Raw genomic sequence first — 25,858 nt, forward strand, 5'->3', positions numbered from 1 at the left:
GACCGACATCGTGTTGATCCTCTAAGTACTAAGCCGATTCGGCAAATGTTTTCTGCGCGAAAGCGAAGCGTCAGCGGCAATTAGGCCGAGGCATAATTGATCAAATTAAGAAGAAATGCATGGTTAATAAGTATTGTTCGAAAGTAGTATGTTAGATTATTGCGTATTGCAAAACAGATATTTTTTTCCTATATATTGTCATTACAGTTGTAAAGAACTTATAATTAAATTCAGAGAGTTTTTTGTTTTCTGATTATATTTGGTAGAATAGACATACAAAGAGGTGGGAAAATTGTTTCAAATTGGAAATAAATTTAAGAAGAATACAATTGAGATTACTGATGAATCAAGTATAGGGGTTATTATTCAAGATCAGGAACGTTTACTACAGTTAAATCTAGTAAATTTAACTAGAGAAGATTTACAGTTAATTAGAAGTTTAAAACCGTATATTGAACGAAATGTTGGAGAGGTAGTGGCAGCATTTTATCATGCGATTGAGAGTGTGCCAACATTACGTGAGGTTATTGAAAAGTATAGCTCTAGTGAGAAGTTACGCCAAACATTAAGCCATCATATTATAGAAATGTTCGAAGGGCGTATAGACGATGCATTTTTGAAGAAGAGAAGGCGAGTAGCAAAAATGCATGTGAAGATTAACTTGTATCCTAAGTGGTATTTAGCAGCCTTTCAAAACCTTGAAAAATTTTTAAGACAGATTGTGTATAAACTTCAATTAACGAGGGATGAAGAAGAAAAGTTTTGTGAGGCCGTTAGTAAAATGTGTAATTTTGAACAACAGATTGTCCTAGAGGAATATGATAATTATGCTAATACATTAATTGAGAAGCAACAGGATAGTGTTCGAGCACATGTTAAGGAAATTATAGGTGGGATATCTACGCAGCTAGAGACCCAATCTCATAGTACCAATGAAACAGTGACCGAACTCGTTTATAACGCCAAAGAAGTGAATGAATACTTGAAGGAAAGTATCGATGAGGCAAAAACAATGCAAGAGGTATCGTCTGAAGGTTATTCTAAAATAATATTAATTAATGAGCAAACAGGGGAAATTCATCATAAAACAGTTGAAATGTCGGGTATGGTGGAGCAATTAGATCATTCTTCTTCCAAAATTAATGCTGTCATTGAAATAGTAAAAAATATTTCTGGTCAAACAAATTTACTTGCGTTAAATTCGGCTATTGAGGCTGCACGTGCAGGAGAGCACGGAAAAGGCTTTGCAGTCGTGGCGAGCGAAGTTCGTAAGCTTGCAGACCAGACGAAAACTTCGGTTGAACAAATTGCGAATCTCATAACTATGTCTAATGGGATTACACAACAAGTTGTTCAAGCAATTCATGAGATTCAAGAACTGGTGAACAATAGTATTGAGCAAAATGAGGAATCTTTAAAAGCATTCGACGCAATATCTAGCTCAGTAAACGGTTCTATCTCAAACTTCCAAAACGTCGGACTGAAAATAACGGAACTGGCGGAAATTATAGAAACGATTGGAGAATCTTCTGAGGAATTAAAACAAGTTGCCAATCGATTAGATACAACAATTAGAGATTTTTAACGACTATGCATAGAGCCTATGCATAGTTTTTTTGCTTTCTCGGGGCGTCCGATAAGCCGCTTTTGTTGCTGACGCTTCGCTTTAAGCACAGATAGAACTGTTGATCCCCGAGTTGTTAATCTCTTGAACAAATCGTGTTTTATTTTTCATAAATAATAGGACAAAATCGTCTTTCTGAAGGATAAAACAGTAAATAGATGGATGAAGTTTGAAGAGTGCCAGAAAAGAGTAGCTATCACACACGTAAAGATAAGAAATCCCTAGAAAATGAGCGTTCTAAGTGTTAAGCTATAGGCGAATTGAATTGAGGGGTGTTCGGAATATGAAAAAGAGATTATTTATTACACGAAAGTTCCCAGCGCATATAGTTGAACCGTTGAAAGAGTATTATGATATCGAACAATGGGAAGAGGAGGAAATTGTTATACCACGAGAAAAACTATTGGCAGCTGTTGCAGATTGTGAAGTATTGTGGGTAACGCTTGCTGACCAAGTCGATGAAGAGTTATTATTACACGCACCCAAACTAAAACTCGTGACTAATTTAGCTGTTGGATACAATAACATTGATGTCAAAGCTTTGCGTAAGCGTGAAATAATGGCAACTAATACTCCAGGAGTTTTAACAAATACGACTGCAGATTTAGTATGGGGATTATTGCTTGCTACTGCTCGAAGAATTCCAGAAAGTGAACGATATTTGCGTGAGGGTAAATGGAAAAGCTGGTATCCGATGCAATTAGTAGGTAAAGATGTTTCAGGATCCACTATAGGAATTATTGGTATGGGACGTATTGGCCAAGCTGTTGCTAGACGAGCAAAAGGTTTTGATATGAAAATTTTATACAACAATCGTAGACGTCGCCATGAGGTAGAAGAAATGTATGGCTTTCAATATGTATCATTGGAGGATCTTTTAAAACAATCGGATTTTGTTGTTATTATGACACCTTTTAATAATGACACAGTAGGACTTATAGGAGCAAAGGAACTAGCTTTGATGAAGGATGACGCAGTATTAATTAACGCATCACGTGGTGGCATTATCGATGAGAATGCACTGTATGATACGTTGAAAAATGGTAAGTTGTGGGCAGCTGGGCTAGATGTCTTTGAACAAGAGCCTATAGCTTTGAGTCATCCCTTATTGACGCTTCCAAATGTTGTAGCAATTCCGCACATCGGTAGTGCCTCGCTTCAAACTAGAACTGCTATGCTGATGCTGAACGTTAAAGAGCTTACCGCATATGGGCAGGGCAAGGCTGTAACGAATCGAATAGATTGATGACACTGAAGGTAACAGAAGTAGGGGTACCTTTTGTAATAAAGCTGTAAAGATTTGTTTTTTGGGGAATAAATGGTGTAAATCAACTGTGATTATAAGAGAAGGAGCACATCGTAATTAGATGTGCTCCTTTAACTAATTTCTGCGGGTGTCCAAACATCTGTACCTGTTGCTACGTCAGCACTACGCTTTCGCGTAAAAAACATTGTGCTGCTGTCGCTACGCTTTCGCATAAAAAACAGTTGTTGGACAAAAGCCGATTCCGGACGCATTGTTTATCTTAGCGACGGCTACAATTATGCCTCGGCATAATTGATTAAATAGCGTCCATTATTTATTAAACATATCAAATAAACCGCCAATGCCGCCTTCACCTTTAGATTGACCGCCACCGCCTTGAGAAATTGGTGCTGCAGCGAAGACGCGGCTTGCTAAACGGCTAAATGGTAATGATTGGATCCATACTTTACCTGGACCCTTTAAAGTTGCGAAGAAGATACCTTCACCACCAAATAATGCAGTTTTTACGCCCTTGACCATTTCGATATCGTAATCTACATCAGATGTCATAGCAACTAAACAGCCTGTATCAACACGTAATACTTCACCAGGTGCTAGAGTCTTTTCGTGAATAGTGCCACCTGCATGTACAAAAGCCATGCCGTCTCCTTCAAGCTTTTGCATAATGAAGCCTTCACCACCAAAGAAGCCAACACCGATTTTTTTCTGGAATTCAACGCCGATTGAAACTCCTTTTGCAGCAGCTAAAAAGGCATCTTTTTGACAAATAATCTTTCCGTTCAATTGGCTTAAATCCATTGGAATAATCTTACCAGGGTATGGAGAAGCAAAATACACATGGCGTTTACCTGAACCAACGTTCGTAAATGTCGTCATGAATAAACTTTCACCTGTAATTAGACGTTTTCCAGCTCCAAATAATTTACCCATAAGTCCACTTTCTAGGCTTCCTGTTGAACCATCGCCAAAGATCGTTTCCATATGGATAGAATCATCCATCATCATTAAAGCTCCAGCCTCAGCTACCACTGTTTCTTGAGGGTCAAGCTCAACTTGCACGTATTGCATATCGTCGCCATATAATTTGTAGTCAATTTCGTGATTATTCATAAAGGATTCCTCCAAAAAATAATTTTGTTATTATATACGATTATAAGTTGTATTAGTTTCATCGTATAATTAAATATTTTAGAAAAAAAGGGAATAAGCTAGTAAATGTCGAATGTAAAACACTAGAATGAGTATTTTTATTTTTGTTTAGCTGGAATTTATGATTGTTTTAACTTCTTTCAGCGAGTGTCAAACATCCCGCTGAAAGAAGTTAAAACCTCCGGGCGCAATTATGCCGAGGCATAATTGATTGCTCACAAAAGACTTTCATCCGTAACTGACATCAATGGTTCAGCTAAAGAAAATAAAGCCACTGACGATTGTCACCGATGTTATTGCTGCAAAAGCACGCTCTTTAACCTCTATATATTAAAAATTCGGAATTTTGACACACTCAATTCTATATACTATAGAGTAATAGATGATATCTGCTTGAAAGCAATGCAATTGGTAACATTGAGGCAGAGGCACAATAGATAGTTCAGGGGGTGTATGTAGTGGAAATTAAAAACTATATCGGCGGTGAATGGGTAACAAATTCACATTTACAAAGTATAGTAGTGACCAACCCTGCTAATGGGGAGCAGCTAGCTACAATACCGTTATCTACTGCAAGTGAGGTAGATGAAGCGGTAGCGGTTGCAAAAATTGCGCAAAAAAGCTGGGCATTAGTACCTGCACCTAAACGTGCTGACTATTTATATGCCATCGGTCAAAAAATGAAAGAGAAGAAGGAACATTTGGCGACCGTTTTAACAAAAGAAATGGGGAAGGTTATTGAAGAAGCTAGGGGTGAAGTACAGGAAGGGATAGACATGGCCTACTATATGGCTGGTGAAGGGCGACGGTTATTTGGGGAGACAACACCGTCAGAGCTAGCTAATAAATTTGCTATGAGTGTACGGGCACCTATTGGCGTTGTAGGTTTAATAACTCCGTGGAATTTCCCTGTAGCTATTGCGACTTGGAAGTCATTCCCTGCAATAGTTGCTGGCAATACGTTCATTTGGAAGCCGTCAAATGAGACGCCTATGATGGCGTATGAGATGGGCAAAATTTTTGAAGAGGTTGGCTTACCAGGCGGAGTGGCAAATATCGTTTTTGGTACGGGGCCAACAGTTGGAACAGCATTGATTGAACATCCAGATGTTAAGGTCATTTCATTTACCGGCTCTACAACAACAGGCAGTAAGGTAGCAGAGCTAGGTGGTAAACACCTGAAGAAGATTTCATTAGAGATGGGTGGAAAAAATGCAGTCATAGTTATGGACGATGCTGATTTACAGCTAGCTACTGAAGGTATCTTATGGAGTGCATTTGGCACTGCTGGTCAAAGGTGTACGGCATGTAGTCGCGTGATCGTGCATAAAGATGTAAGAGAGGAACTAGAAAAACGTCTATTAGACGAAATGCAAAAGCTAACAATTGGGGACGGCCTGGATGAAGGTGTGAAGATTGGACCTGTGATTAACAAAGCCGCATTGGAAAAGATTAGTCACTATGTGCAAATCGGCAAACAAGAAGGGGCGACATTGTTAGCTGGAGGTAGAATTTTATCTGAGCCTCCTTATGATAAAGGGGTTTATTATGAGCCTACACTATTTACCAACGTGAAGCCTGACATGATTATTGCACAGGAAGAAATCTTTGGTCCGGTCGTTTCTTTAATTGAAGTAGCAAGTTTGGATGAAGCAATCGAAGTAAACAATGGCGTAAAATTTGGCTTATCCAGTTCAATTTTCTCACAAGATGTGAATACGATTTTCCGCGCACAACGAGATTTAGATACAGGTATTGTTTATGTGAATGCTGGCACAACAGGTGCTGAAATCCATTTGCCATTTGGCGGCACAAAAGGCACGGGGAACGGTCACCGTGACTCGGGTGTAGCTGCTTTAGATGTCTATACAGAATGGAAAAGTATTTATGTAGACTATAGCGGTAAATTACAAAGAGCACAAATCGATACAGAATAACAGATCAATGAAAGGGGATGTTCTTGATGAAAGTTGTTGTATTAGGTGCAGGTTTAATGGGGAAAGAGGTAGCTCGTGATTTAATAAAAAATAGTAAAGTGGAGCGTGTATTTTTAGGGGATATAGACGTGAAAATAGCGCAGAACTTTGTGGACTCTTTAAATACAGATAAGATTGAAGTTGTAGAGCTTCATGCTGAACGCGATGACTCGTTATTGGAAGTTATCTCAAAAGGCAATGTAGTCGTTAATGCATTGTTCTATTCCTTTAATGAGCGTGTTGCAAGAGCAGCAATCGCAGCTGGTGTCCATTCCGTGGATTTAGGTGGTCATATTGGCGGTGTAACAGAAAAAATATTAGATCTCGACGAAGAGGCAAAAGCAAAAGGTGTAACCATTATTCCGGACTTGGGTGTTGCTCCAGGTATGGTCAACATTTTAGCGGGTTACGGTGCTTCGAAATTAGATGAGGTAGAATCTATTAAACTATTTGTAGGCGGTATTCCAACAGAGCCGAAGCCACCTCTTCACTATACACGTGTATTTTCCCTAGATGGTGTCTTTGATCATTATACAGAGCCGTCAAAAATGATTCAAAAAGGTAAACTTCAAGAAGTTCCATCGTTATCAGGCGTTGAACCTATTTATTTCAAAGATTTTGGTGTGCTTGAGGCTTTTTATACATCTGGCGGTATATCGACATTGTATAAGACATTCCCGAATGTCCAAACACTAGAATATAAAACAATCCGTTATAAAGGACATGCAGACAAGTTTAAGTTATTAGCAGATTTAGGATTCCTCGATGCTAGTAATAAGGTAGAGGTAGAAGATCAAGAGGTTTCTGTGCGTCCAGTTGTTCGTGAGGCACTTAAAAAGAAACTCGAACTTGGTACAAAACCTGATGCAGTGCTACTACGCGTAATTGTAGCAGGTGAAAAAGCGCAACAACAAGTGACTTATGAGTTCGAAATGGTTGTGCGTAAAGATATGACAATTAATGAAACGGCTATGGCTCGTGCAACAGCAAATACAATTTCTGTCGTTGCTCAAATGATTGGGGAAAATAAAATTACAGAGCGCGGTGTATTTGCACCTGAATCAATTGTACCGGGCGACATTTATATTAAAGAGATGGCAAAACGTGGTGTTGTCATTAAGGAGACGTCGCATATATCAGCAATGATTGTGAAATGGTAGGTGCTTGGTCATGAATTTCGAATTTACCACTGAGCAAGAAATGCTACGTAAAACAGTGCGGCAGTTTGTGGATGCCGAGATTATTCCACATATTGCGAAGTGGGATGCTGAGGGTGGCTTCGATCCGAAGATTTGGTCAAGACTTGCTGAGCTAGGTTTAATGGGTGTTTGTGTACCAGAACAATACGGTGGTAGTGGGATGGATTACAATGCACTCGCCATCGTTTGTGAAGAGCTTGAACGTGGCGATACAGCGTTTCGTACAGCTGTTTCAGTTCATACAGGTTTGAATAGCATGACTTTAATGCAATGGGGAACAGAGGCTCAAAAACAGCAATATCTTGTTCCGCAGGCAAGAGGAGTTCGGATTGGGGCATTTGGTTTAACAGAGCCTGGAGCAGGGTCAGATGTAGCTGCAATGTCTACCACCGCAGTAAGGGATGGAGATTTTTACGTGTTAAATGGACAGAAAACATGGATTTCCTTATGTGATCTAGCTGACCATTTTATCGTTTTTGCCTACACTGATAAATCGAAGAAGCATCATGGTATTAGCGCATTTATCGTAGAGCGTTCCATGACGGGCTTTACATCGATGGCCATTAAAGGTAAATACGGTATTCGTGCTGGTAATACGGGCGAGCTCTTTTTTGAAAATCTACGTATACCTGTAGAGAATCGCCTTGGAGAAGAGGGAGAAGGCTTTAAAATTGCCATGTCTGCGCTAGATAATGGTCGTTTTACAGTAGCTGCAGGTGCTGTCGGTCTTATTCAAGCGTGTCTTGAGGCGAGTGTGAAATACTGTCATGAACGCGAAACATTTGGTAAGCCTATTGGCGAGCACCAGCTAGTAGGGCAAATGGTTGCCAAAATGGAAGCGGGCTATCAAATGAGCCGCTTACTTGTATATCGTGTTGGAGAGTTGAAAAACAAAGGTTTACGTAATACGCGGGAGACATCATTAGCAAAGTGGCAGGCTTGTGATTTTGCGAATAAAGCTGCAGATGATGCCGTCCAAATTCATGGAGCATATGGTTATTCGGATGAATATCCAGTCGCTCGTTATTTACGTAACTCGAAAGCACCAGTTATTTATGAAGGCACGCGGGAGATTCATACGATTATGCAGGCTGACTATGTATTAGGAAAACGTCAAGATAAGTCATTGGCAAAAATGCTACCAAAATGGCCATTTGAAGAATAGTCGTTTTATGGTGATTATTTATGGATTGGTCTAAAGTTAATTAGACTTGCTTCTATTAACTTCTTTCGGGGGCAGCACCTACAAAATGTGAATATTCTAAGTGAAATTTCATAAAGAAAAAGCCGATTTCCTAAACGTTAAAAGGATAATCGGCTTTTTACTATTCAGTAGTCTTTGTGACCGTAGGAGTCCAAATGATTACAGTTGCTTTCTAGTTAGGATCCGAATTTCGGATTCTTTTTTTATGTTAAAGATTGGTGTTAGGGTCTAATTGTGTCTTAGCGTTCAAATTATACAAGAAAATATTTCTAAAATTAACATTTTATATTGCTTTATTCACATAATATGTTATTTTTAGATGGGCAATATAGTTCCAAATAATCAATATATTACCATCACATGAAGGTAGTACTATAGGAGGATTTTTTATGAAGAAGAAATTAAAACTCAATCAAGTGTTAATTGGAGTAAGTACAATGGCACTGTCGTTCGGAGCGTTACAAGCAGAAGCATCGGCAGCAGAAAAAACGCCTTATAATGTATTACAAATGAAGCCTGTGGGCATAGATACTTCGAAAGATAAAATCGCACATTCTACAACGGCTGATGAAACATTATCATTTGAAAAACGTTTGGAAATGGGAGATTTTTCGGAACACCCAGCTCCAACTATAAAGCTTGCTGAAACGAAGCAATTGCAAGAACAGTACTCGACGGCAGAGCTTAATAAAATGAGCGATAGTGAGCTAATTGATACGCTAGGAAATATTCGCTGGTATCAAATTACAGACTTATTCCAATTCAATGATGAAACAAAAGCTTTTTATCAAAATAAAGAACGCATGCAAGTTATTATTAATGAATTAGGGAAAAGAGGAAGTTCTTTTACGAAAGATGACTCAAAGGGTATTGAAACATTTGTTGAGGTATTGCGTTCTGCATTTTATTTAGGATTTTATAATCAGGAACTAAGTTATTTAAACGAGAGAAGTTTCAAAGATCAGTGTTTACCAGCATTAAAGGAAATGGCTAAGAATCCGAACTTTAAACTTGGTACAGAAGAGCAAGATAAAGTGGTATCCGCCTATGGGAAATTAATCGGTAATGCTTCTAGTGATGCAGAAACAGTTCAGTATGCTGCGAAGATTTTAAAACAGTTTAACGAGAATCTCTCTACATATGAAAGCGATCGTTTAAAAGGGCAGGCGATCTATGATTTAATACATGGTATTGATTATGATCTGCAGTCGTACATGCATAAGACAGGTAACGAAGCGAATACGACGATGTGGTATGGAAAGATAGATAGTTTCATCAATGAAGTGAATAACATTGCTCTTATACATAATGTAACAAATAACAATAGTTGGTTAATTAATAATGGCATTTATTATGCAGGGCGTTTAGGAGTATTCCATAGTCATCCGGATAAAGGTTTAGAAGTTGTTACACAAGCGATGCATATGTATCCATATTTAAGTGAAGCTTACTTTGTGGCAGTAGAGCAACTTACTACAAATTATGATGGAAAAGACTTTAACGGAAATGCAGTAGATTTAGAGAAAATGCGTGAAGAGGGCAAGAAGCAGTATTTACCGAAAACATATACGTTTGATAATGGCTCGATTGTCTTTCAGACGGGCGCTAACGTAACAGACGACAAAATTCAAAGATTATACTGGGCTGCAAAAGAAGTAAAAGCACAATATCACCGTGTAATTGGGAATGACAAAGCATTAGAACCAGGTAATGCTGACGATGTATTAACAGTTGTTATTTATGACTCTCCAGATCAATATCGATTAAACCGTCAATTGTACGGCTATGAAACGAATAATGGTGGTATTTATATTGAAGAGAAGGGAACGTTCTTTACATATGAACGTACGCCGGAGCAAAGTATTTATAGTTTAGAAGAGCTGTTCCGCCATGAATTCACACACTATTTACAAGGTAGATACGAGGTTCCTGGTTTATTCGGAACAGGTGATATGTATCAAAATGAACGACTAACATGGTTCCAAGAAGGAAATGCAGAATTCTTTGCAGGATCAACGCGTACAAATGATGTTGTTCCACGTCAGAGTATTATTAGTGGATTATCAGATGATCCATCACAACGCTATACAGCTAAACAGACATTGTTTGCGAAATATGGATCATGGGATTTTTATAACTATTCCTTTGCTCTACAGTCCTTTATGTATACGCATCAATTTGAGACATTTGATAGAATTCAAGATTTAATTCGTGCGAACGATGTGAAAAATTATGATGCGTATCGTGACGCTTTAAGTAAAGATCCACAACTGAATGCTGAATACCAAGCTTATATGCAGCAATTAATTGATAATCAAGAAAAATACAAGGTGCCACAAGTAACAGAAGATTATTTAGTGGAACATGCACCAAAAGCATTAAACGAAGTGGAGCAAGAAATTGTCGATGTTGCTAACGTACAAGATGTAAAAATGACAAAACATAAATCTCAATTCTTTGATACATTTACACTCGAAGGTACGTATGTAGGCAGTGAAACGCAAGGTGAATCTAAAGATTGGAAAACGATGAGTAAGCAAGTGAACGAAGTACTGGAGCAACTGTCGCAAAAAGAGTGGAGCGGCTATAAAACAGTGACAGCGTATTTCGTCAACTACCGTGTAAATGCAGCAAACCAATTTGAATATGATATTGTTTTCCACGGCATTGCGACGGATGAAGGAGATAATCAAGCGCCTATTGTAAAGATAAATGGTCCATATGCTGGAATCGAAAATGAAGAAATCCAGTTCAAGAGTGATGGTTCAAAAGATAAAGATGGAGAAATCGTTTCTTACCTTTGGGATTTTGGTGATGGAAAAACAAGTGAAGAGGCAAACCCTACTCATGTATACGAAAAAGAAGGCACATATAATGTGACATTAATAGTGAAAAATGATAAGGGAATAGAAAGTAAAGATCATGCAATTGTAGCCGTACGGAAGGGCGCACAAACAGGGAATAATCATCAAGAAGAAACGAAGACAATTCCATTTAATACGCCCCTAAAAGGTAGTTTGATGGGCGATGATGATACGGATGCATACACATTTGAAGTTACGTCTCCAGAAGAAATCGATATTTCTGTCTTAAATGAAAATCAAATTGGCATGACATGGGTGCTTTGTCATGAGTCTGATAAGCAAAATTACGTAGCAGTTGGACAGGAAGATGGAAATAATATAACAGGTAAACTTCATGCGGAACCAGGAAAGTATTATTTATATATTTATAAATTTGATAATGAAAACGGGACATACACAGTAAATGTACAAAATGAATCAAAAACAGAGATAAAACCAAATAATCGTCCAGAAGAAGCGACTACGATTCCATTTAATATGCCCCTAAAAGGTAGCTTGATGGATGATGATCATACGGATGTATACACATTCGACGTTACGTCACCAAAAGAAATCGATATTGCTGTCGTAAATGAAAATCAAATTGGCATGACATGGGTGCTTTGTCATGAGTCTGATATGCGAAATTACGTAGCATATGGACAGGAAGATGGAAATAGTATAAAAGGTAAATATAATGCGAAACCAGGCAAATATTATTTATACATTTATAAATTTGATAATGAAAACGGGGCATATACAGTAAATGTACAATAATTATTAAGAAGAAAGTTTTAGTGTCAAGAGTAGAGGCTGATCTGATCTCTATAATGTATAACCATATATCAAGTGTCTAACTTAAAAAAGAGCAGCAGCTAACGTAAAATACAATAGCTGCTGCTCGTAATTAAGCCGAGAGGGATTCACTTCCTCTCGTTTTTTTAATGATAAAAAAATTCGGAATAATGTAACTTTCCTATTCTTTGGTAGTCTAATTAATAAACAAGTTTATGAAAGGGAGGAATAATAATGAAAAAGAATTGGTTAGCAATTTTACTCATCGCAGTACTAGCTATTTTGCCAGGAATTATTATGCTGGTCTCGACCCCAAAAGTAGAGGCACAAACTAAGAGTACGAGTACGACTACCTATAGCTGGCAAGTATCCTTTACTGAGGCACTAAAAGAAAGCGCAGTAGCGGAAGACGATGTTTACGTAACAAATAGCAAAAATCAAAAGGTAACAGCAACAGTAACATTTGGGGAAGATAAAAAGACAATGATCGTAAGTGATTTAGCACCTGGAAGCTATAAATTACATGTGAAGAAAGAAGCGTTTGTACTAGATGGACCTAAAACAACATCGCAAGTAATAGCATTTACCATCATTGAAAAGCTTGAAGCTGTAAAATCAGAAAAAGAACTACAACAATATTTCGAAACACTTTTAGCTAACTCACAAAAAGAACTGAATGAGGCGACCGTAGAAATGGCAAAGAGTGAAGACAAAGCGAGTGCAGACAACTCCTCTACAACGAATAATCAGGTCGAAGGGGTGGAAGAAGGGGATATTGTTGTTGTCAAAGATGGCTTTATTTATGCTGTAAAGGATCAGGGCATTACTGTAGTAAATGCTAGAGATCCGAAAAAATTACAGTTAGCAACTACAATCAAACTGAAGAAGTCACGATATATTTCGAAACTAGCATTATATGATAATTTATTAATAGTGATTGGGGATGAATATTTAGAAAAAACAGGCACAAGCATGTCGACAGCCTCTTTGTATGATATTTCAAACCCAAAGAATCCGAAGCTTATACGTGAAGTAGGGCAAGAGGGGTATTTAAACGATATTCGAATTACAGATGATACATTATATTTAATCGGGAATATGTATCCGAATTATTGGATGCTTAGAGAGCAAAAAACGCCGGATTTAAAACCGAAAACATTTGATAGTGTAGAAGGAAATGAGTACAAAAGTTTACCTCTAGAGAAAATTTCTATTTTACCAAATACAATGGATGGAACATATAACTTAATTACAGCGGTGGATTTAAAAAATGGTGCAAAGACAACTGCGAACACTAAGGGGTACTTAGGTGGTAGTAGTGGACTTTATATGTCGGAGAATGCACTTTATTTAACAACACCAGTTTATGATGGAAATCGGGTGCCTGCTTCAGGTCGCATGATGGATATGATCTGGATACCGAGAACAACTAATACACAAGTTTTTAAATGGAATATTGATGGAACTGCCATAAATTTTGTAGGTACGACGGAAGTAAAAGGATCCGTGTTAAATCAATATTCAATGGATGAATATGAAGGCAATTTCCGCATCGTTACAACCGAAGGAAATGCGTGGGATGACCAAAAAATATCTCGAAACCACCTATTTATTTTAGATGAAAATTTACAAGAGCTCGGTGCAGTAAAAGATTTAGCTCCTGGTGAAAAAGTGTATTCTGCACGCTTTATGGGCGAAAAAGCATATGTAGTAACATTTAAGCAAGTGGATCCATTGTTTGTTATTGATGTGGCAAATCCGAAAAAACCAACTGTGCTAGGTGAGCTAAAGATTCCAGGCTTTAGTAACTATTTGCATCCATTAGACGATACACATTTAATCGGCATTGGCTATGATACCGAGCAACGCTATGATGCATATTCGAAGCGTAATTTTACGGTCACAACTAATATGAAAATGTCATTGTTCGATGTTTCAGATTTCAAAAATCCAACGGAACAATCAACAGTAAAAATAGGCGGAGAAGGCTCGTACTCTGAAGTTCAATACAATCCGAAAGCACTATTCCGCAACAAGGAATACAATTACTTCGGTTTCCCGGTTGTCCTGTATGATGCAGGGAAGGGTGATGAAATCGTCTACAAAGGTCAAGGCGCGCAAATCTATGAAATCACTGCAGATAAAGGAATCGTCCTAAAAGGAAATATTGTTAATAAAAGCACTGGCGATCAGTATGAAAATTGGGAGCAGCGTGTACAGCGAGTAGTCTATATAGATGACGCTCTTTACACAGTAGCGAACAATGAAGTGAAGAGCTATCAGCTAAAAGACTTCAAACCACTTGATACATTAACTGTAAAATAAAAAGGAAAGTCCAATAACCTCAATCTTGAGGTTATTGGACTTTCGCTGTGGTTATTTTTGACGATATGGAAGAATTTCCGATACTGTCACGAATTCATAGCCTTGCCCTTGTAAATAAGCAAGCACGGAATCAAGACCATCGGCAGTCGATTGATGAATATCATGCATTAAGACAATGGCGTTATTGTGTAAATTATTTTTGACATTAGGTAGTAACTGTTGCGCATTGCGATACTTCCAATCTAATGTATCGATCGACCATAAAACAACAGGAACTGGAATTTGACCGTTGATAGTATCGTTTGTTGCTCCATACGGTGGTCTAAATACAGTTGGCTTTTGGTTAATGGCCTTTTCTATCTCCGCAACTGTAGATGTGTATTGATTTACTGCCGACTCTAGTGACAGTTTTGTTAATACAGGATGGTTCCATGAATGATTCCCTATTTCATGTCCTCGTGCAAGAACATCTCTTGCGATATCAGGATAATATTGTACACGACTACCAAGCATAAAGAAGGTAGCTTTTGCGTGATATTTATCAAGAGTATCTAATATCTGTTCTGTAACCTTTGGATGTGGACCATCATCAAAAGTTAAGGCAATACGCTTTTTGTTTGGATCACCTGTATTAGTTGGCTTTACCGGCTGTTCCATAGCAATCTGGAAATCAGAGGCTAACAACGGATTGATAAGTGATAGTGGGAGCTTCACAATTGGTGGACCTGCTGCTCCGCTAGCAATCTCATACTTATCAAAATAGAATTGTATCGAATCATCAACGATAGCAAAGCGATTAAAGTTAGACCACTTCGGTTCAGTTGACTTTATTAAATCATCCTTGAAAAGCTCATCCTTTAACTTAAGGTTTTGTTGTAAGTCGTTACGTATATGAGTAGCTAAGACTGATAAATTGTTTTTATCGTTGTTCAACAATGTTTTAATGGAAATTAGTTCACCAGTTTCATGATTGATGAAGAATGTTTTTGTTGAAACCTCGGGGTTGGCGCCGCCTGTATACAACATTTTTGTTAGCACAAAGGAATAGTATTGCTTTTGATATGGGAAAGTTTCCAAACTAATATTAAGCTCACCCATTACCTCTTTATCTTTATTTTCTTTCATAGATGACAGATAGTTTTCTTTTGAATCCGTTATGTACTGTAATACAGCATCGTTAAAAGCTTTATTATCTGTTTCTGGATAGTGAATAGCAAAAGGTATTCGCTTATCATTAGAGACATCTGTTACAATACGTATACCTGGAAACGCAGAGCTATCTGTGGATAGATTACTCTTTATTGAATCTGAAGTTGTCTCTTTAGAGGCACTAATTTTTTGAAACTTAAAGTCATCCTTTGATAGGATAATGACTAAAATAATAGTTGTTAATGTAATGATGAGGCCAATTAATAGGAAATCAATCATTGGGCCGCGTTTTTTTCTGCGTTCCGGCATTTTTGTGGATACGCTCCTTTCCTTATTTAGTTTTTTAGACTGCTTATAAAATCAGACGTGTTAGTCATTGAAAAAGTTATACGAATCTATGAAGTTTTGCTATCAATTTATGGGAAACCCATCTCCATGAATAAATTACTCATTAGCTACCATTTTTAGCATATGAAAGCCAAAGTACTTTGGTTAAAAGTTTAAAAAAATTTTAGTTGAGTTTTTATTTGCAGTTCGATACTATTGGCAAGGAACCCTTTAAAGGAGGCTGATAACTGTAATGGTTTTACATGAAGTGGACAATGAATTTACGATTGACTGCTTATTGCTTGCAGGTCGAATTATGATTGAAAGTGGTGCAGAAACATACCGTGTGGAGGATACAATGCTACGCATGGCACATTCTCAAAATATGCTGGATGCGCAATGTTATGCTACACCTACAGGGATCATTTTTTCGTTAGGCAAGACACAGCCGACGAGAATTACATCAATTTCCAATAGGGTAACAGATTTGCAAAAAATAGCCTTGGTAAATTCAGTATCTCGGAGACTCACATCTCACATGATAACATTAGAAGAAGCTTATGACGAGCTAAAGTCGATACAAAAAACAAATTATTTTTTACCAATATATATTCAAGTCATATCAGCGGCTCTTGCGAGTGGTTGTTTCCTTATAATGTTTAAGGGAGGATGGTCTGATTTCCTTTTTGCATGTTTAGCAGGGGGATTAGGCTTCCTAGTGCTTTTATTGATAAATGATTTAACAAGAGTGAAATTTTTCGCAGAATTTACAGCTTCTTTAGTAGTAGGGTCTATAGCTGTCTTTTCAGTGAAATATGGCCATGGTACAGAAATAGATAAAATTGTTATTAGCTCCGTTATGCCACTAGTACCAGGTATTTTGATCACGAATGCAGTTCGGGATTTAATAGCAGGTCATTTTATGTCGGGGATGGCGAAGGGTGTAGAGGCCTTTTTAACAGCTTTTGCAATCGGTGCAGCTATTGCTGTCACTCTATCGTTTTAGGAGGCAGACGACATGGACTATATCGTACAGTTGATTCTTAGTTTTTTTGCGACTACAGGTATCGCAATTATTTTTAATGTACCTAGAAGAAATCTAGTTTATTGTGGTTTTGTTGGGGTAGTAGGCTGGATGATTTACTTCATTCTAACAGAACATGGCATGGATGTAGTATATGCCTCATTCTTTAGTTCTTTCATAATTGCTATCGTTTCCCATTTATATGCTCGGCGCTTCAAAATGCCAATGATTATTTTTATTGTCGGCGGTATTATCCCGTTAGTTCCGGGAGGTATGGCTTATAATGCAATGAGAAATATTGTAGAGGATGATTATATACAAGGGCTACAGTATGGATTAAAGGCATTTTTAATTACAGGTGCCATCGTTATAGGACTTGTGTTTGCAGAGGTACTAATACAGCTTATTTTCCGTTCTGTACGTACCAGTAAAGCGACATTCCAAAAGGTCTACAAGAAATAAGACACTCATCAAATGTAAGAGCACGGCGGATAGAACAAATATAAAAAAGGAGGTTGCGTTTTAAACGTAACCTCCTTTTTCAAATTTACTATTTAACTAGTAATGCTTCAATTTCCTCTGCGTGAATTGGTTTACTAATATAGTAACCTTGAATAGCATCACAGCCATAAGAAATCAAAAGATCCGCTTGTTCAGCAGTTTCGACACCTTCTGCTACAACTTTAAGTTCCATAGATTTTCCGAGTTGCACCATACCGTGCATTAGCTTTTGCGTTTTTTCGGACTTTAATAAAGAACTTGTAAATGTTTTATCGATTTTCAATGTATCTATTGGTAGAATTTGCATATATCTAAATGAACCATACCCGGTACCGAAATCATCTAGTATAAAGGCAATACCTTCATTTTCAAGCTTACGCATTTGCTGTGTGATAAAGGTAGCGGCTTCTGCTTCTAGCGCAAATTTCTCAGTGATTTCAATTTGAATAAGGCTTGCAGGACAGCCGGTTTTTGCCAAAGTTCCAAGGATTGACTTTGCCATGTTTTTATCACGGAATTCGCGTACAGAAGAGTTAATGGATACTTTTAAACCAAGACCAGCTTTTTGCCAGATTAGCGCCTGTTCACAAGCTTTTTCTAGCATAAAGGAACCGATATTATTAATAAGACCAGTTTCCTCAGCGATTGGAATAAGCTCATCTGGTGAAACAACGCCAATTACTTCATCTTCCCAACGAACTAGTGCTTCTACAGCTGTAATTTTACCTGTATAAACATCAATTTGCGGCTGATAGAGGACTTTTAGATTTTTTTGGTCAAGAGCCTGAAGTAAACGTTTTTCAATTAAAGCTTTACGATTTAATGCTTTATGTGTTGCTTTGGATAGTGAGACGATTTTATCGCCACCTGCTTCACGGACAGTTGTAATAGTAGCAATGGATGCCTTCATTAGTTGGGAGAATGTAGTTTGATCCTCTGGATAACGTGTAATTCCGCCACTAATAGAAATAGGGACAGCAACATTACTGTTATAAATTGGATGTTGTTGTAAGTAAGACAGGAAGCCTTGAATAAACCATTCACTTAATGGTGTAATCACGACAAAATCATTTTCGTTAATACGTGCCATTGTACTATCTTGGAAGTACATTTTTATACGATTTGTAAACTCTACAATAAGACTTTGACCGATTTGCTGATCATGTAACTCTTTTAATGTATAAAATTTATCAATACTTAAATAGACAAAAGAAAAGTTTCTTTCATCCTCAATCATATTGGAAATCACTTTTTCAAGTCGATGTGCATTCATCAGACCAGTTTCTGTATCAATATAAGCGATTTTTTCCAGCTGATGTTGAATTGACTTGGACTTGGTGATATCCTTTTCAATTAATAAAAATTGTTGCTCATTTGTTTCGATATTAAATGTAGGGATAGCTGTTAGTAGTACCCAATAAGATTGACCCGCTTTTGTAACTTTTTCGACTTCACCTTGCCACGTTTGGCCAATGTTTAAATTCCGCCAGATGGTATTTGTGATTTTTTCACTTTCTTTATTTTCGGGGAATAATTGCCAAAATGTTTTACCAATCACGCGTTTTGGTGTCCATTGACTCGTTTTTAGAAATTCATTATTACATTCTAAAATGAACCCATCATGATCAAGTGTTACTGTCATAAATGTCGAGTCTAATCCCTTTTTTAAGTCTACGAGAGTGCTGCTACTTGAGACAGAATTAATCATTAACTCTGGTAGCATGAACATCATAAGAACGAAATGCTTTCCTTGTTCAGTAAATGGTTTAGCTAGTAGCGCTGTTGTAATTTCTTCATTTGTATACGTTTTTAATTGAATTTGATTGATATACGTGCTGTCATTATTTTGCATAATAGCTTGAAAGGTTTCTAATGAAAGCTGACGTAGTAAATTTTCATGAATGAATAAAGTGGTATGTTCTTTAATAGTAGTATCTGAAAAATCAAATAGCTGTTCAGCAAGCTTTCCCAAATTTATAACTTGTCCATCTTGATTCATGACAATAGCAGGAAAAGGAAGTGAATTTAAATAATGTTCATCGATCGTAAATGATTTTTGCATATGACTCATGATTATTCGATCTCCTTGAGTAATCTATATATACTATTATTATAGTTAATTATCGGGAATTAGTCATTATGAATATGATTGTAAATATTTGATAATAAAAAATTTCGGGACTTTTTTAGTTAGGAATAAGGAAAAAATTGAAGAAAAATAACATTTTTTAGTATGAATATAGGGATCTAGAATTATTAGAAAGATTGAAAAAAATAGTATTAATCGTCTCCTGTGCGATGATATGGGGAGAACCCGGACCTTAAATGGAGTTGTTACTCAACAATACGCCATTGATGGTTTCCATTTCGTTATTGTTTGCAGGTATTTAATTACCTACATATTTATCTTCATTCAGTGGGTGTCCTAACACCTACTGTTAAATTGCCACAGGACGTGGCTATCTTAAACTGGGCTTCTCTATGTATTTTCTACTTTATTACAGTTTCTAGCACCGATATTTGTTGTTGCCTATGTCTCTCTTAGTTTAAAGAAATGGCCATCGAAATATCAAGTGATAGGGATTATTGGTACACTTATAGGTTTGCCCCTCCTACTAACGAATGCTTCATTTGACGATTTATTAGTTAGTAGTAAAGCCTTATTGGGGAGTAGCGCTTGGTCTTACGTTTGCCTTCTACACATTGTACCCTGCAAGTTTGATAAAAGAATGAAGTGTACTACTTGTTGCCGTAAGGGGAATGCTTATAGGAGGATTTACATTAGAGATTAATTGTTGCATTTGGAGTCAAATCTGTTGTTTTTGTGCTATTTTAAGTAGAAACAAGTATGATTTCTAGTATTAAACCGCTACAGCAATGGTTATTTCAGTTATCGTATTTAGGTTTTGGTAATTAGTTGATGTCTTCGTTATGCTTGTTTATTTAACATGGCTTTCTGTAGGTGAAGAAAAAGCGTAAAAATACTATCTGTATAGGAGTTATTCACTATATTTGAAATTTGTGGAACTCCTTTCTAATAATAAGGGGGAAGAATATGAAAGAAATTTTTTCCTATGTGAAGCCTTATAAATGGACTGCATTTATCGCGTTATGCTTAATGCTGTTGGAATTGTTTGTGGAGCTCGCTCAGCCACTTATCATGGCTAAAATCATAGATGATGGAGTACGAGCTCAAAATCAAGGGATGATTTGGCAATGGGGAATTGTTTTACTTGGCTTATCGTTCGTAGCCTTTATAGCCGGTGTCGTTAATTCGTATTTTTCATCGCATACAGCACAGAGTTTCTCCTATGATTTACGAAATGCATTGTTTGAAAAAATACAATCCTTTACATTAACCACTTATCAAAAATTTTCAACAGCTTCTCTTATTACAAGGTTAACGAATGATGTAACGCAAGTTCAGACGGTGCTGTTTATGAGTTTGCGTATTATGCTTCGTGCACCACTTGCCGTTGTTGGCAGCATCGTTATGGCCTTTGTAGTAAATGCTAAATTAGCGTTGTTTTTAGTTATTGGCGCACCGATTATTTTGATTTTTCTTATTTTTATGGTGGCAAAAGGTGTGTCTTATTTTGGACTTGTGCAAAAAAGAATGGATCGTTTGAATCGTGTACTACAGGAAAATTTACAGGCTATACGATTAGTGAAGGCTTATTTACGTGGTGCGTATGAAGCATCTCGTTTTGATGAAGTTGCCTCACGCTTAAAAATAGATACTGTAAAGGCTTTACGCACAATGGAGTATATTATGCCTGTGCTGTTATTCATCATGAATATGAGTCTGCTTGCAGTACTGTGGTTTGGGACAAAACAAATAGCTTCAGGTACAACACCGCTTGGAGATGTAGTTGCCGTTGTCAATTATGCAATGCGTATGACAGGCTCGTTTTCGATGTTTGCCTTTATTATTATTTTTTATGCGCGTGCAAAAGCCTCCGCAGAGCGTATGGCAGAAGTTCTTTCAACTAAGAATGAGATTGAGCTACCATCATCTGCAGAGAAAACGTCTAAAGGCTTGAATTTTGGAGAATTGGCTTTTGAGCATGTTAGCTTTACTTATCCTGGGGAAGACTCGCCTGTACTATCCAATGTAAGCTTCCAAGTGAAATCTGGTGAAAAGCTTGCCATTATGGGGGCAACAGGTGCAGGGAAATCTACGTTGTTACAGCTTATTCCACGTTTCTACGATGTGACTGAAGGTAAAATAGTAGTAGAGGGGAAAGAAGTACAGCAATGGGATTTACAAGAGCTGCGTGAAATCATCGGCTATGTTCCACAACAATCGTTATTATTTACAGGAAGCATTGCTGATAATGTTCGTTGGGGCGATGCAGAGGCTGAAATGGATGCAGTGCTGCAGGCTGCAATGCAAGCACAAATTCATGCTTCTGTGGAGGATTTCCCGAATGGTTACGAGACAAAAGTCGGTCAGAAGGGTGTTAATCTTTCAGGCGGTCAAAAACAAAGATTATCGATTGCAAGAGCGTTATTAAGAAAAGGGCATATATTAATGCTTGATGATAGTACAAGTGCACTTGATGTTAAAACGGAGCAGGCATTATGGGAGGCTTTGAGTGAAGAACAAGCAACAATGCTAGTAGTCACTCAAAAAATTCGGACAGCTAAAGGTGCAAGTCGCATCTTACTCATTGATGCAGGAAAAGTGGTTGCATATGGGACGCATGAAGAGCTTTTACAAACGTCAGTGCTTTATAAAAAAATCGCAATCTCTCAACAGGAGGTGGAGGAATAATGAGATTTTTCCAAAAGCCTTTTGGCTATGAGCCGATTTTAACGAAAGATGGTGTGAAGCAAGTTGTTAAGAAAAAGAAGAGACCTCGCGCAACAGATTGGAAAAGAACACTACTACGTTTATGGAAAATAGTCGATGAACAACGTGTACTACTAATTATTGTGCTGTTACTTGTCTTGGCGAGTTCCATCTTGTCTCTTCTTGGACCGTATTTAATTGGTAAAATGATTGACATGTACGTAACGCATGGAGAGCTTACAGGACTTGAAAAAGGGATTATGCTGTTAATCGGCATTTATGCTCTATTAGCAATATCATTATTTTTGCAAAACTATTGGATGATTGGTGTTGCCCAACAAACCATATATAGATTACGAACGAGTGTCTTTGCTCATTTCCAAAGACTGCCGATTACCTTTTTTGATCGTCGTCAGCATGGAGAATTAATGAGTCGGATGACGAACGATATTGAAGCAGTTAGCTCAACATTAAATAGCTCCTTTATCCAAGTGTTTTCTAGTGTAGTAACGCTTACAGGAACAGTGATTATCATGCTAAGTTTAAGCCCCTTACTAACGGTATTAACGATGACCATTATACCGGTTATGTTTTGGGCGATGCGTTGGATCACACGAAGAACCGCACCATTATTTAAGGAGCAGCAAGCGGCCATAGGAGCTCTGAATGGCATGATTGAAGAAACGATTTCGGGCCAACGGATTGTCAAAGCTTTCTCACAAGAGGAACGCATGAAAGCGGAGTTTCGCGAAAAAAGTTTACGCTTAAAAAGTACTGGCTTTTGGGCGCAGACATATTCAGGGTATATACCAAAGGTCATGAACTTTTTAAACAATATGAGTTTTACAATTGTAGCTGGTATTGGCGGTGTACTTGCTTTTTATGGGCATGTATCAATCGGAGTAATTGTTATTTTTACAGAATACGCGAGGCAATTTACACGACCTTTAAATGATTTGGCTAATCAATTTAATACCGTGCTGTCAGCGATTGCTGGTGCTGAGCGTGTATTTGCGTTACTGGATGAACAGCCCGAGGAGGAAGCTGCTTCAGCACGGGAGCATAAGCTATTAGGGCAAGTTAGCTTTCGGCATGTGTACTTTAAATATGAGCAAGCAGCGGAAGCTTACACTTTGAAGGACATTAATTTTAACGTGGAGCCCGGACAAACGGTAGCTCTGGTTGGAGCAACCGGTGCAGGAAAAACAACGATCTTGCAGCTTATTGCAAGATTTTATGAAGTATCAAAGGGTGAGGTTTTATTTGATGGTGTAAACGTTCAGCAAATAGAACGACAAGCACTGCGCTCGCAAATGGCCTTTGTGTTACAGGATCCGTTTCTGTTCGAAGCGTCTGTACGTGAAAATATTCGTTATGGTCGATTAGATGCTAGTGACGAAGAGATAGAGGAAGCGGCGAAGCGTGCAAATGCACATGACTTTATCATGATGCTAAAGGATGGCTATGACACTGTACTTGCTGCAGATGGCAGTGGAATTTCGCAAGGTCAAAAGCAGTTATTATCAATAGCACGAGCTTTGATTGCTGATCCGAAAATTTTGTTGTTGGATGAGGCGACAAGTAGTATTGATACTGTTACGGAGCTTGCGATTCAAGAAGCTCTTGATGTGTTAATGCAGGGGCGCACAAGCTTTGTTATTGCTCACCGTTTAAATACAGTACACAATGCTGATATTGTGTTTGTTATGCGCAAAGGTGAGTTAGTTGAAGCAGGCCCTCAACAAAAATTAATGGAATCAGGTGGTATTTATGCGCAGATGTTACAATCTTCATCTCATCATCTTGATGAGTAGTGTGAAAGTAACGATGTAGGTATAAATCTCATTCATCCAGTATAAAAAAGAGTGATTTCGAACATTTGGAATTGCTCTTTTTTAGTTGAAGTATTGATTTTTATTCTATAATTTAAATGTAATTTATTGGGATAAATAGTATAATTAAGTATGAATGGCTAAGAGGGAATATTTCTTTTAGGTGAGGGAGCAACTAGATGCTCACTGGCAGCGGAAATAGGGCCTGCAAATGAATGGGTTGTATAAAAATGCATACCTTATTCTAGTAATTTTCAGTTTATAACCGTTGAAAATCATATAAAACCTTTTAATTTCACTATATTTGGAGTAAAATTGTTAATAAATAGAAATGATTAGAAGTGGTTAGTATAATTTGTTGCCAGCTTATTTTCTTTCTTGCTACAATAGGGCAATAGTCTGATACAAGAACGGAGTAAATGATGAATATTTCAGTGATGACAGTGTCTTTTCCGTTAGATGGAGAAACATTAAATGAATTAAAATTATTGTGTGAAGAAGCGACCACACATGATTATCGTGTATATGAGACTGCTATGGGTTTGCCTATGGCGGGTTCCTTTGAAACGAAGGGATTTATGGTACTTGCATATGAAGATGACAAAGATGTATTAGTTGGTGCAGCCAGTGCAATAGATTTAATGGGACTGCATACATATGAATGGTCTTTAGTTGTAACACCTACGTACCGTCAAAAGGGAATTGGAACTGCTTTAGTGGAAGCTTTACAGGCTGGCCTCGAAGAGCGTGGGGCAGAAGGTCAATTGGCGGTAGTGATTGATGGATCGCCTTTTGGACACACATTTATTGAAAAGAAAGGCTTCACATATAGCTTCTCAGAGGCCACTTTAGAAACAAGAGCAGAGTCAGTAGAATTAAAGAATAATATCGAAATTATTCCTTATACAGATGAACAGGCAGAGTTGATTGCCATCTATAGTGCGGCGTTTGGAGATCTACCTGAAGAGTCTAAAGAGCTAATCGCTTTTAATACATCAACTACTGGAAGAAAGCTATGGATAGCCCGTAAAGATGGAGAAATTGTTGGAACAGTGACGACTGCCCAGGAAAATGAAATTCAATGGGTAACGGCATTGGCAGTTCATCCAAACTTTGAGGGGCAAGGAATTGGTACTGCAATGCTGTCATTTTCCAAAGATTATGCGAGCAAAATTGAAGCTAAATTCGTCATGCTCGATGTAGAAATTGACAATAGAAAGGCGCTTTCTGTTTATGAGAAGGCCGGCTTTATGAAAGCTCAACAAATAGACTATTATGTAAAACAATAAGTGAAGAGTGAGGAGTGTGCTCCTCACTTTTTTGTGTTCAGCAATGAAGTCCAGACACACCAGTGAAAAGGAAGTGAAATTTTCAGGTAGAGATAGACGAACTACGTAAATGGATGGGGAAGACCTTACTTTCTAAGAAGATTCCGAGGAACATCATTCGAGTCCGTAATTTAAGGTCAAAATAATTTTATAATGATATCTAATTTAGATAACTGTAAAACATTAAATTAATGTCATATTATGAGTTTAATATTATATTATTTTTAAAATCATTATAATAGGAAATTTCTCGATGGAGTAAAAAACTATAAACTTTTTTAGAAAAAAGTGTTGACGTTTTTAAATTAAGTGTGTAATATTATACAAGTCGTTAAGACAGCTACTAAAAAACAGCTAAACTAGTTGTTGACATAGAGTTTACGACATGATATTATATAAAAGTTGCTACTGAGAAAACGGCAACGAAATGAACCTTGAAAACTGAACAAGCAAAACGTAATCAATAAAGTTTTTACTAGCTAACCTCGAGTTAGTGAACGAAACAAAATTTTGGACATCA

The 25,858-nt window shown here is 37.5% G+C and carries 14 protein-coding genes and 3 pseudogenes; 14 read left to right on the forward strand and 3 right to left on the reverse strand.

Translation table 11 applies throughout. From position 1 onward, the window contains the following. Nucleotides 1-283 precede the first annotated feature (283 nt). Together ACIQZA_RS19885 and ACIQZA_RS19890 are read left to right on the forward strand one after the other, a co-directional pair. Nucleotides 284-1,585 (forward strand): protoglobin domain-containing protein, encoded by a 1,302-nt coding sequence (locus ACIQZA_RS19885; protein ID WP_402883484.1) that lies wholly within the window; start codon nucleotides 284-286, stop codon nucleotides 1,583-1,585. A gap of 322 nt (nucleotides 1,586-1,907) precedes the next feature. After that, nucleotides 1,908-2,870 (forward strand): 2-hydroxyacid dehydrogenase, encoded by a 963-nt coding sequence (locus ACIQZA_RS19890; RefSeq protein ID WP_402883483.1) that lies wholly within the window; start codon nucleotides 1,908-1,910, stop codon nucleotides 2,868-2,870. Nucleotides 2,871-3,200: 330 nt separating this feature from the next. On the opposite strand, the gene ACIQZA_RS19895 is transcribed toward ACIQZA_RS19890, so the two are convergent. After that, entirely contained in the window at nucleotides 3,201-4,001 is an 801-nt protein-coding gene (locus ACIQZA_RS19895) for a TIGR00266 family protein (protein WP_142509717.1), read from the reverse strand. 497 nt (nucleotides 4,002-4,498) lie between these two features. Here ACIQZA_RS19895 and ACIQZA_RS19900 point away from each other — a divergent pair, with 497 nt between their 5' ends. The 6 genes and pseudogenes from ACIQZA_RS19900 (at nucleotide 4,499) to ACIQZA_RS19925 (ending at nucleotide 14,382) form a co-directional block, all read left to right on the forward strand. After that, nucleotides 4,499-5,977: an aldehyde dehydrogenase family protein gene (locus ACIQZA_RS19900; protein ID WP_402883482.1), complete on the forward strand. Its 1,479-nt coding sequence runs from the start codon at nucleotides 4,499-4,501 to the stop codon at nucleotides 5,975-5,977. 26 nt (nucleotides 5,978-6,003) lie between these two features. After that, a complete protein-coding gene (locus tag ACIQZA_RS19905) occupies nucleotides 6,004-7,176 on the forward strand; it encodes a saccharopine dehydrogenase family protein (protein ID WP_142509719.1) in 1,173 nt (390 codons plus the stop codon). Nucleotides 7,177-7,186: 10 nt separating this feature from the next. Continuing rightward, nucleotides 7,187-8,380 carry an acyl-CoA dehydrogenase family protein gene (locus ACIQZA_RS19910; protein ID WP_402883480.1) on the forward strand — a complete coding sequence of 398 codons (1,194 nt, stop codon included), beginning with the start codon at nucleotides 7,187-7,189 and terminating at the stop codon, nucleotides 8,378-8,380. A 428-nt stretch (nucleotides 8,381-8,808) separates the two neighbouring features. Then, nucleotides 8,809-11,694: pseudogene (locus tag ACIQZA_RS19915) on the forward strand (collagenase); the annotation flags it as partial. Between the two features lie 6 nt (nucleotides 11,695-11,700). Beyond that, nucleotides 11,701-12,039 (forward strand): annotated as a pseudogene (locus tag ACIQZA_RS19920) (PPC domain-containing protein); the annotation flags it as partial. A 252-nt stretch (nucleotides 12,040-12,291) separates the two neighbouring features. After that, nucleotides 12,292-14,382 carry a beta-propeller domain-containing protein gene (locus ACIQZA_RS19925; RefSeq protein ID WP_402883478.1) on the forward strand — a complete coding sequence of 697 codons (2,091 nt, stop codon included), beginning with the start codon at nucleotides 12,292-12,294 and terminating at the stop codon, nucleotides 14,380-14,382. A 51-nt stretch (nucleotides 14,383-14,433) separates the two neighbouring features. Here the strand turns inward: ACIQZA_RS19925 and ACIQZA_RS19930 are convergent, their stop codons facing one another. Next, the gene (locus tag ACIQZA_RS19930) at nucleotides 14,434-15,840 is read right to left on the reverse strand and encodes a polysaccharide deacetylase family protein (protein ID WP_402883477.1); all 1,407 of its coding nucleotides are present in this window, start codon (nucleotides 15,838-15,840) and stop codon (nucleotides 14,434-14,436) included. Between the two features lie 271 nt (nucleotides 15,841-16,111). Between ACIQZA_RS19930 and ACIQZA_RS19935 the strand changes: the two genes are divergently transcribed. Together ACIQZA_RS19935 and ACIQZA_RS19940 are read left to right on the forward strand one after the other, a co-directional pair. After that, a complete protein-coding gene (locus ACIQZA_RS19935; RefSeq protein WP_400940453.1) occupies nucleotides 16,112-16,864 on the forward strand; it encodes a threonine/serine exporter family protein in 753 nt (250 codons plus the stop codon). A 12-nt stretch (nucleotides 16,865-16,876) separates the two neighbouring features. After that, nucleotides 16,877-17,344 carry a threonine/serine exporter family protein gene (locus tag ACIQZA_RS19940; protein WP_400940456.1) on the forward strand — a complete coding sequence of 156 codons (468 nt, stop codon included), beginning with the start codon at nucleotides 16,877-16,879 and terminating at the stop codon, nucleotides 17,342-17,344. 88 nt (nucleotides 17,345-17,432) lie between these two features. Here ACIQZA_RS19940 and ACIQZA_RS19945 read toward each other — a convergent pair whose 3' ends face one another. Then, nucleotides 17,433-19,454, reverse strand: coding sequence for a GGDEF domain-containing phosphodiesterase (locus ACIQZA_RS19945; RefSeq protein WP_142509725.1), 2,022 nt, complete (start codon nucleotides 19,452-19,454; stop codon nucleotides 17,433-17,435). 227 nt (nucleotides 19,455-19,681) lie between these two features. Here ACIQZA_RS19945 and ACIQZA_RS19950 point away from each other — a divergent pair. From ACIQZA_RS19950 to ACIQZA_RS19965, 4 genes and pseudogenes are all read left to right on the forward strand, one after another. Further along, nucleotides 19,682-20,362 (forward strand): annotated as a pseudogene (locus ACIQZA_RS19950) (DMT family transporter). Between the two features lie 76 nt (nucleotides 20,363-20,438). Next, nucleotides 20,439-22,160, forward strand: a complete 1,722-nt coding sequence (locus ACIQZA_RS19955; protein ID WP_402883475.1) for an ABC transporter ATP-binding protein — start codon at nucleotides 20,439-20,441, stop codon at nucleotides 22,158-22,160. After that, the gene (locus tag ACIQZA_RS19960) at nucleotides 22,160-23,992 is read left to right on the forward strand and encodes an ABC transporter ATP-binding protein (RefSeq protein ID WP_402883473.1); all 1,833 of its coding nucleotides are present in this window, start codon (nucleotides 22,160-22,162) and stop codon (nucleotides 23,990-23,992) included. Before ACIQZA_RS19955 ends, ACIQZA_RS19960 begins: the two co-directional genes overlap by 1 nt. A gap of 437 nt (nucleotides 23,993-24,429) precedes the next feature. Further along, nucleotides 24,430-25,299, forward strand: a complete 870-nt coding sequence (locus ACIQZA_RS19965; protein ID WP_400940467.1) for a GNAT family N-acetyltransferase — start codon at nucleotides 24,430-24,432, stop codon at nucleotides 25,297-25,299. Nucleotides 25,300-25,858 lie beyond the last annotated feature (559 nt).

This window comes from Lysinibacillus sp. NPDC096382 (assembly GCF_044762845.1).
Classification (GTDB): Bacteria; Bacillota; Bacilli; order Bacillales_A; family Planococcaceae; genus Lysinibacillus.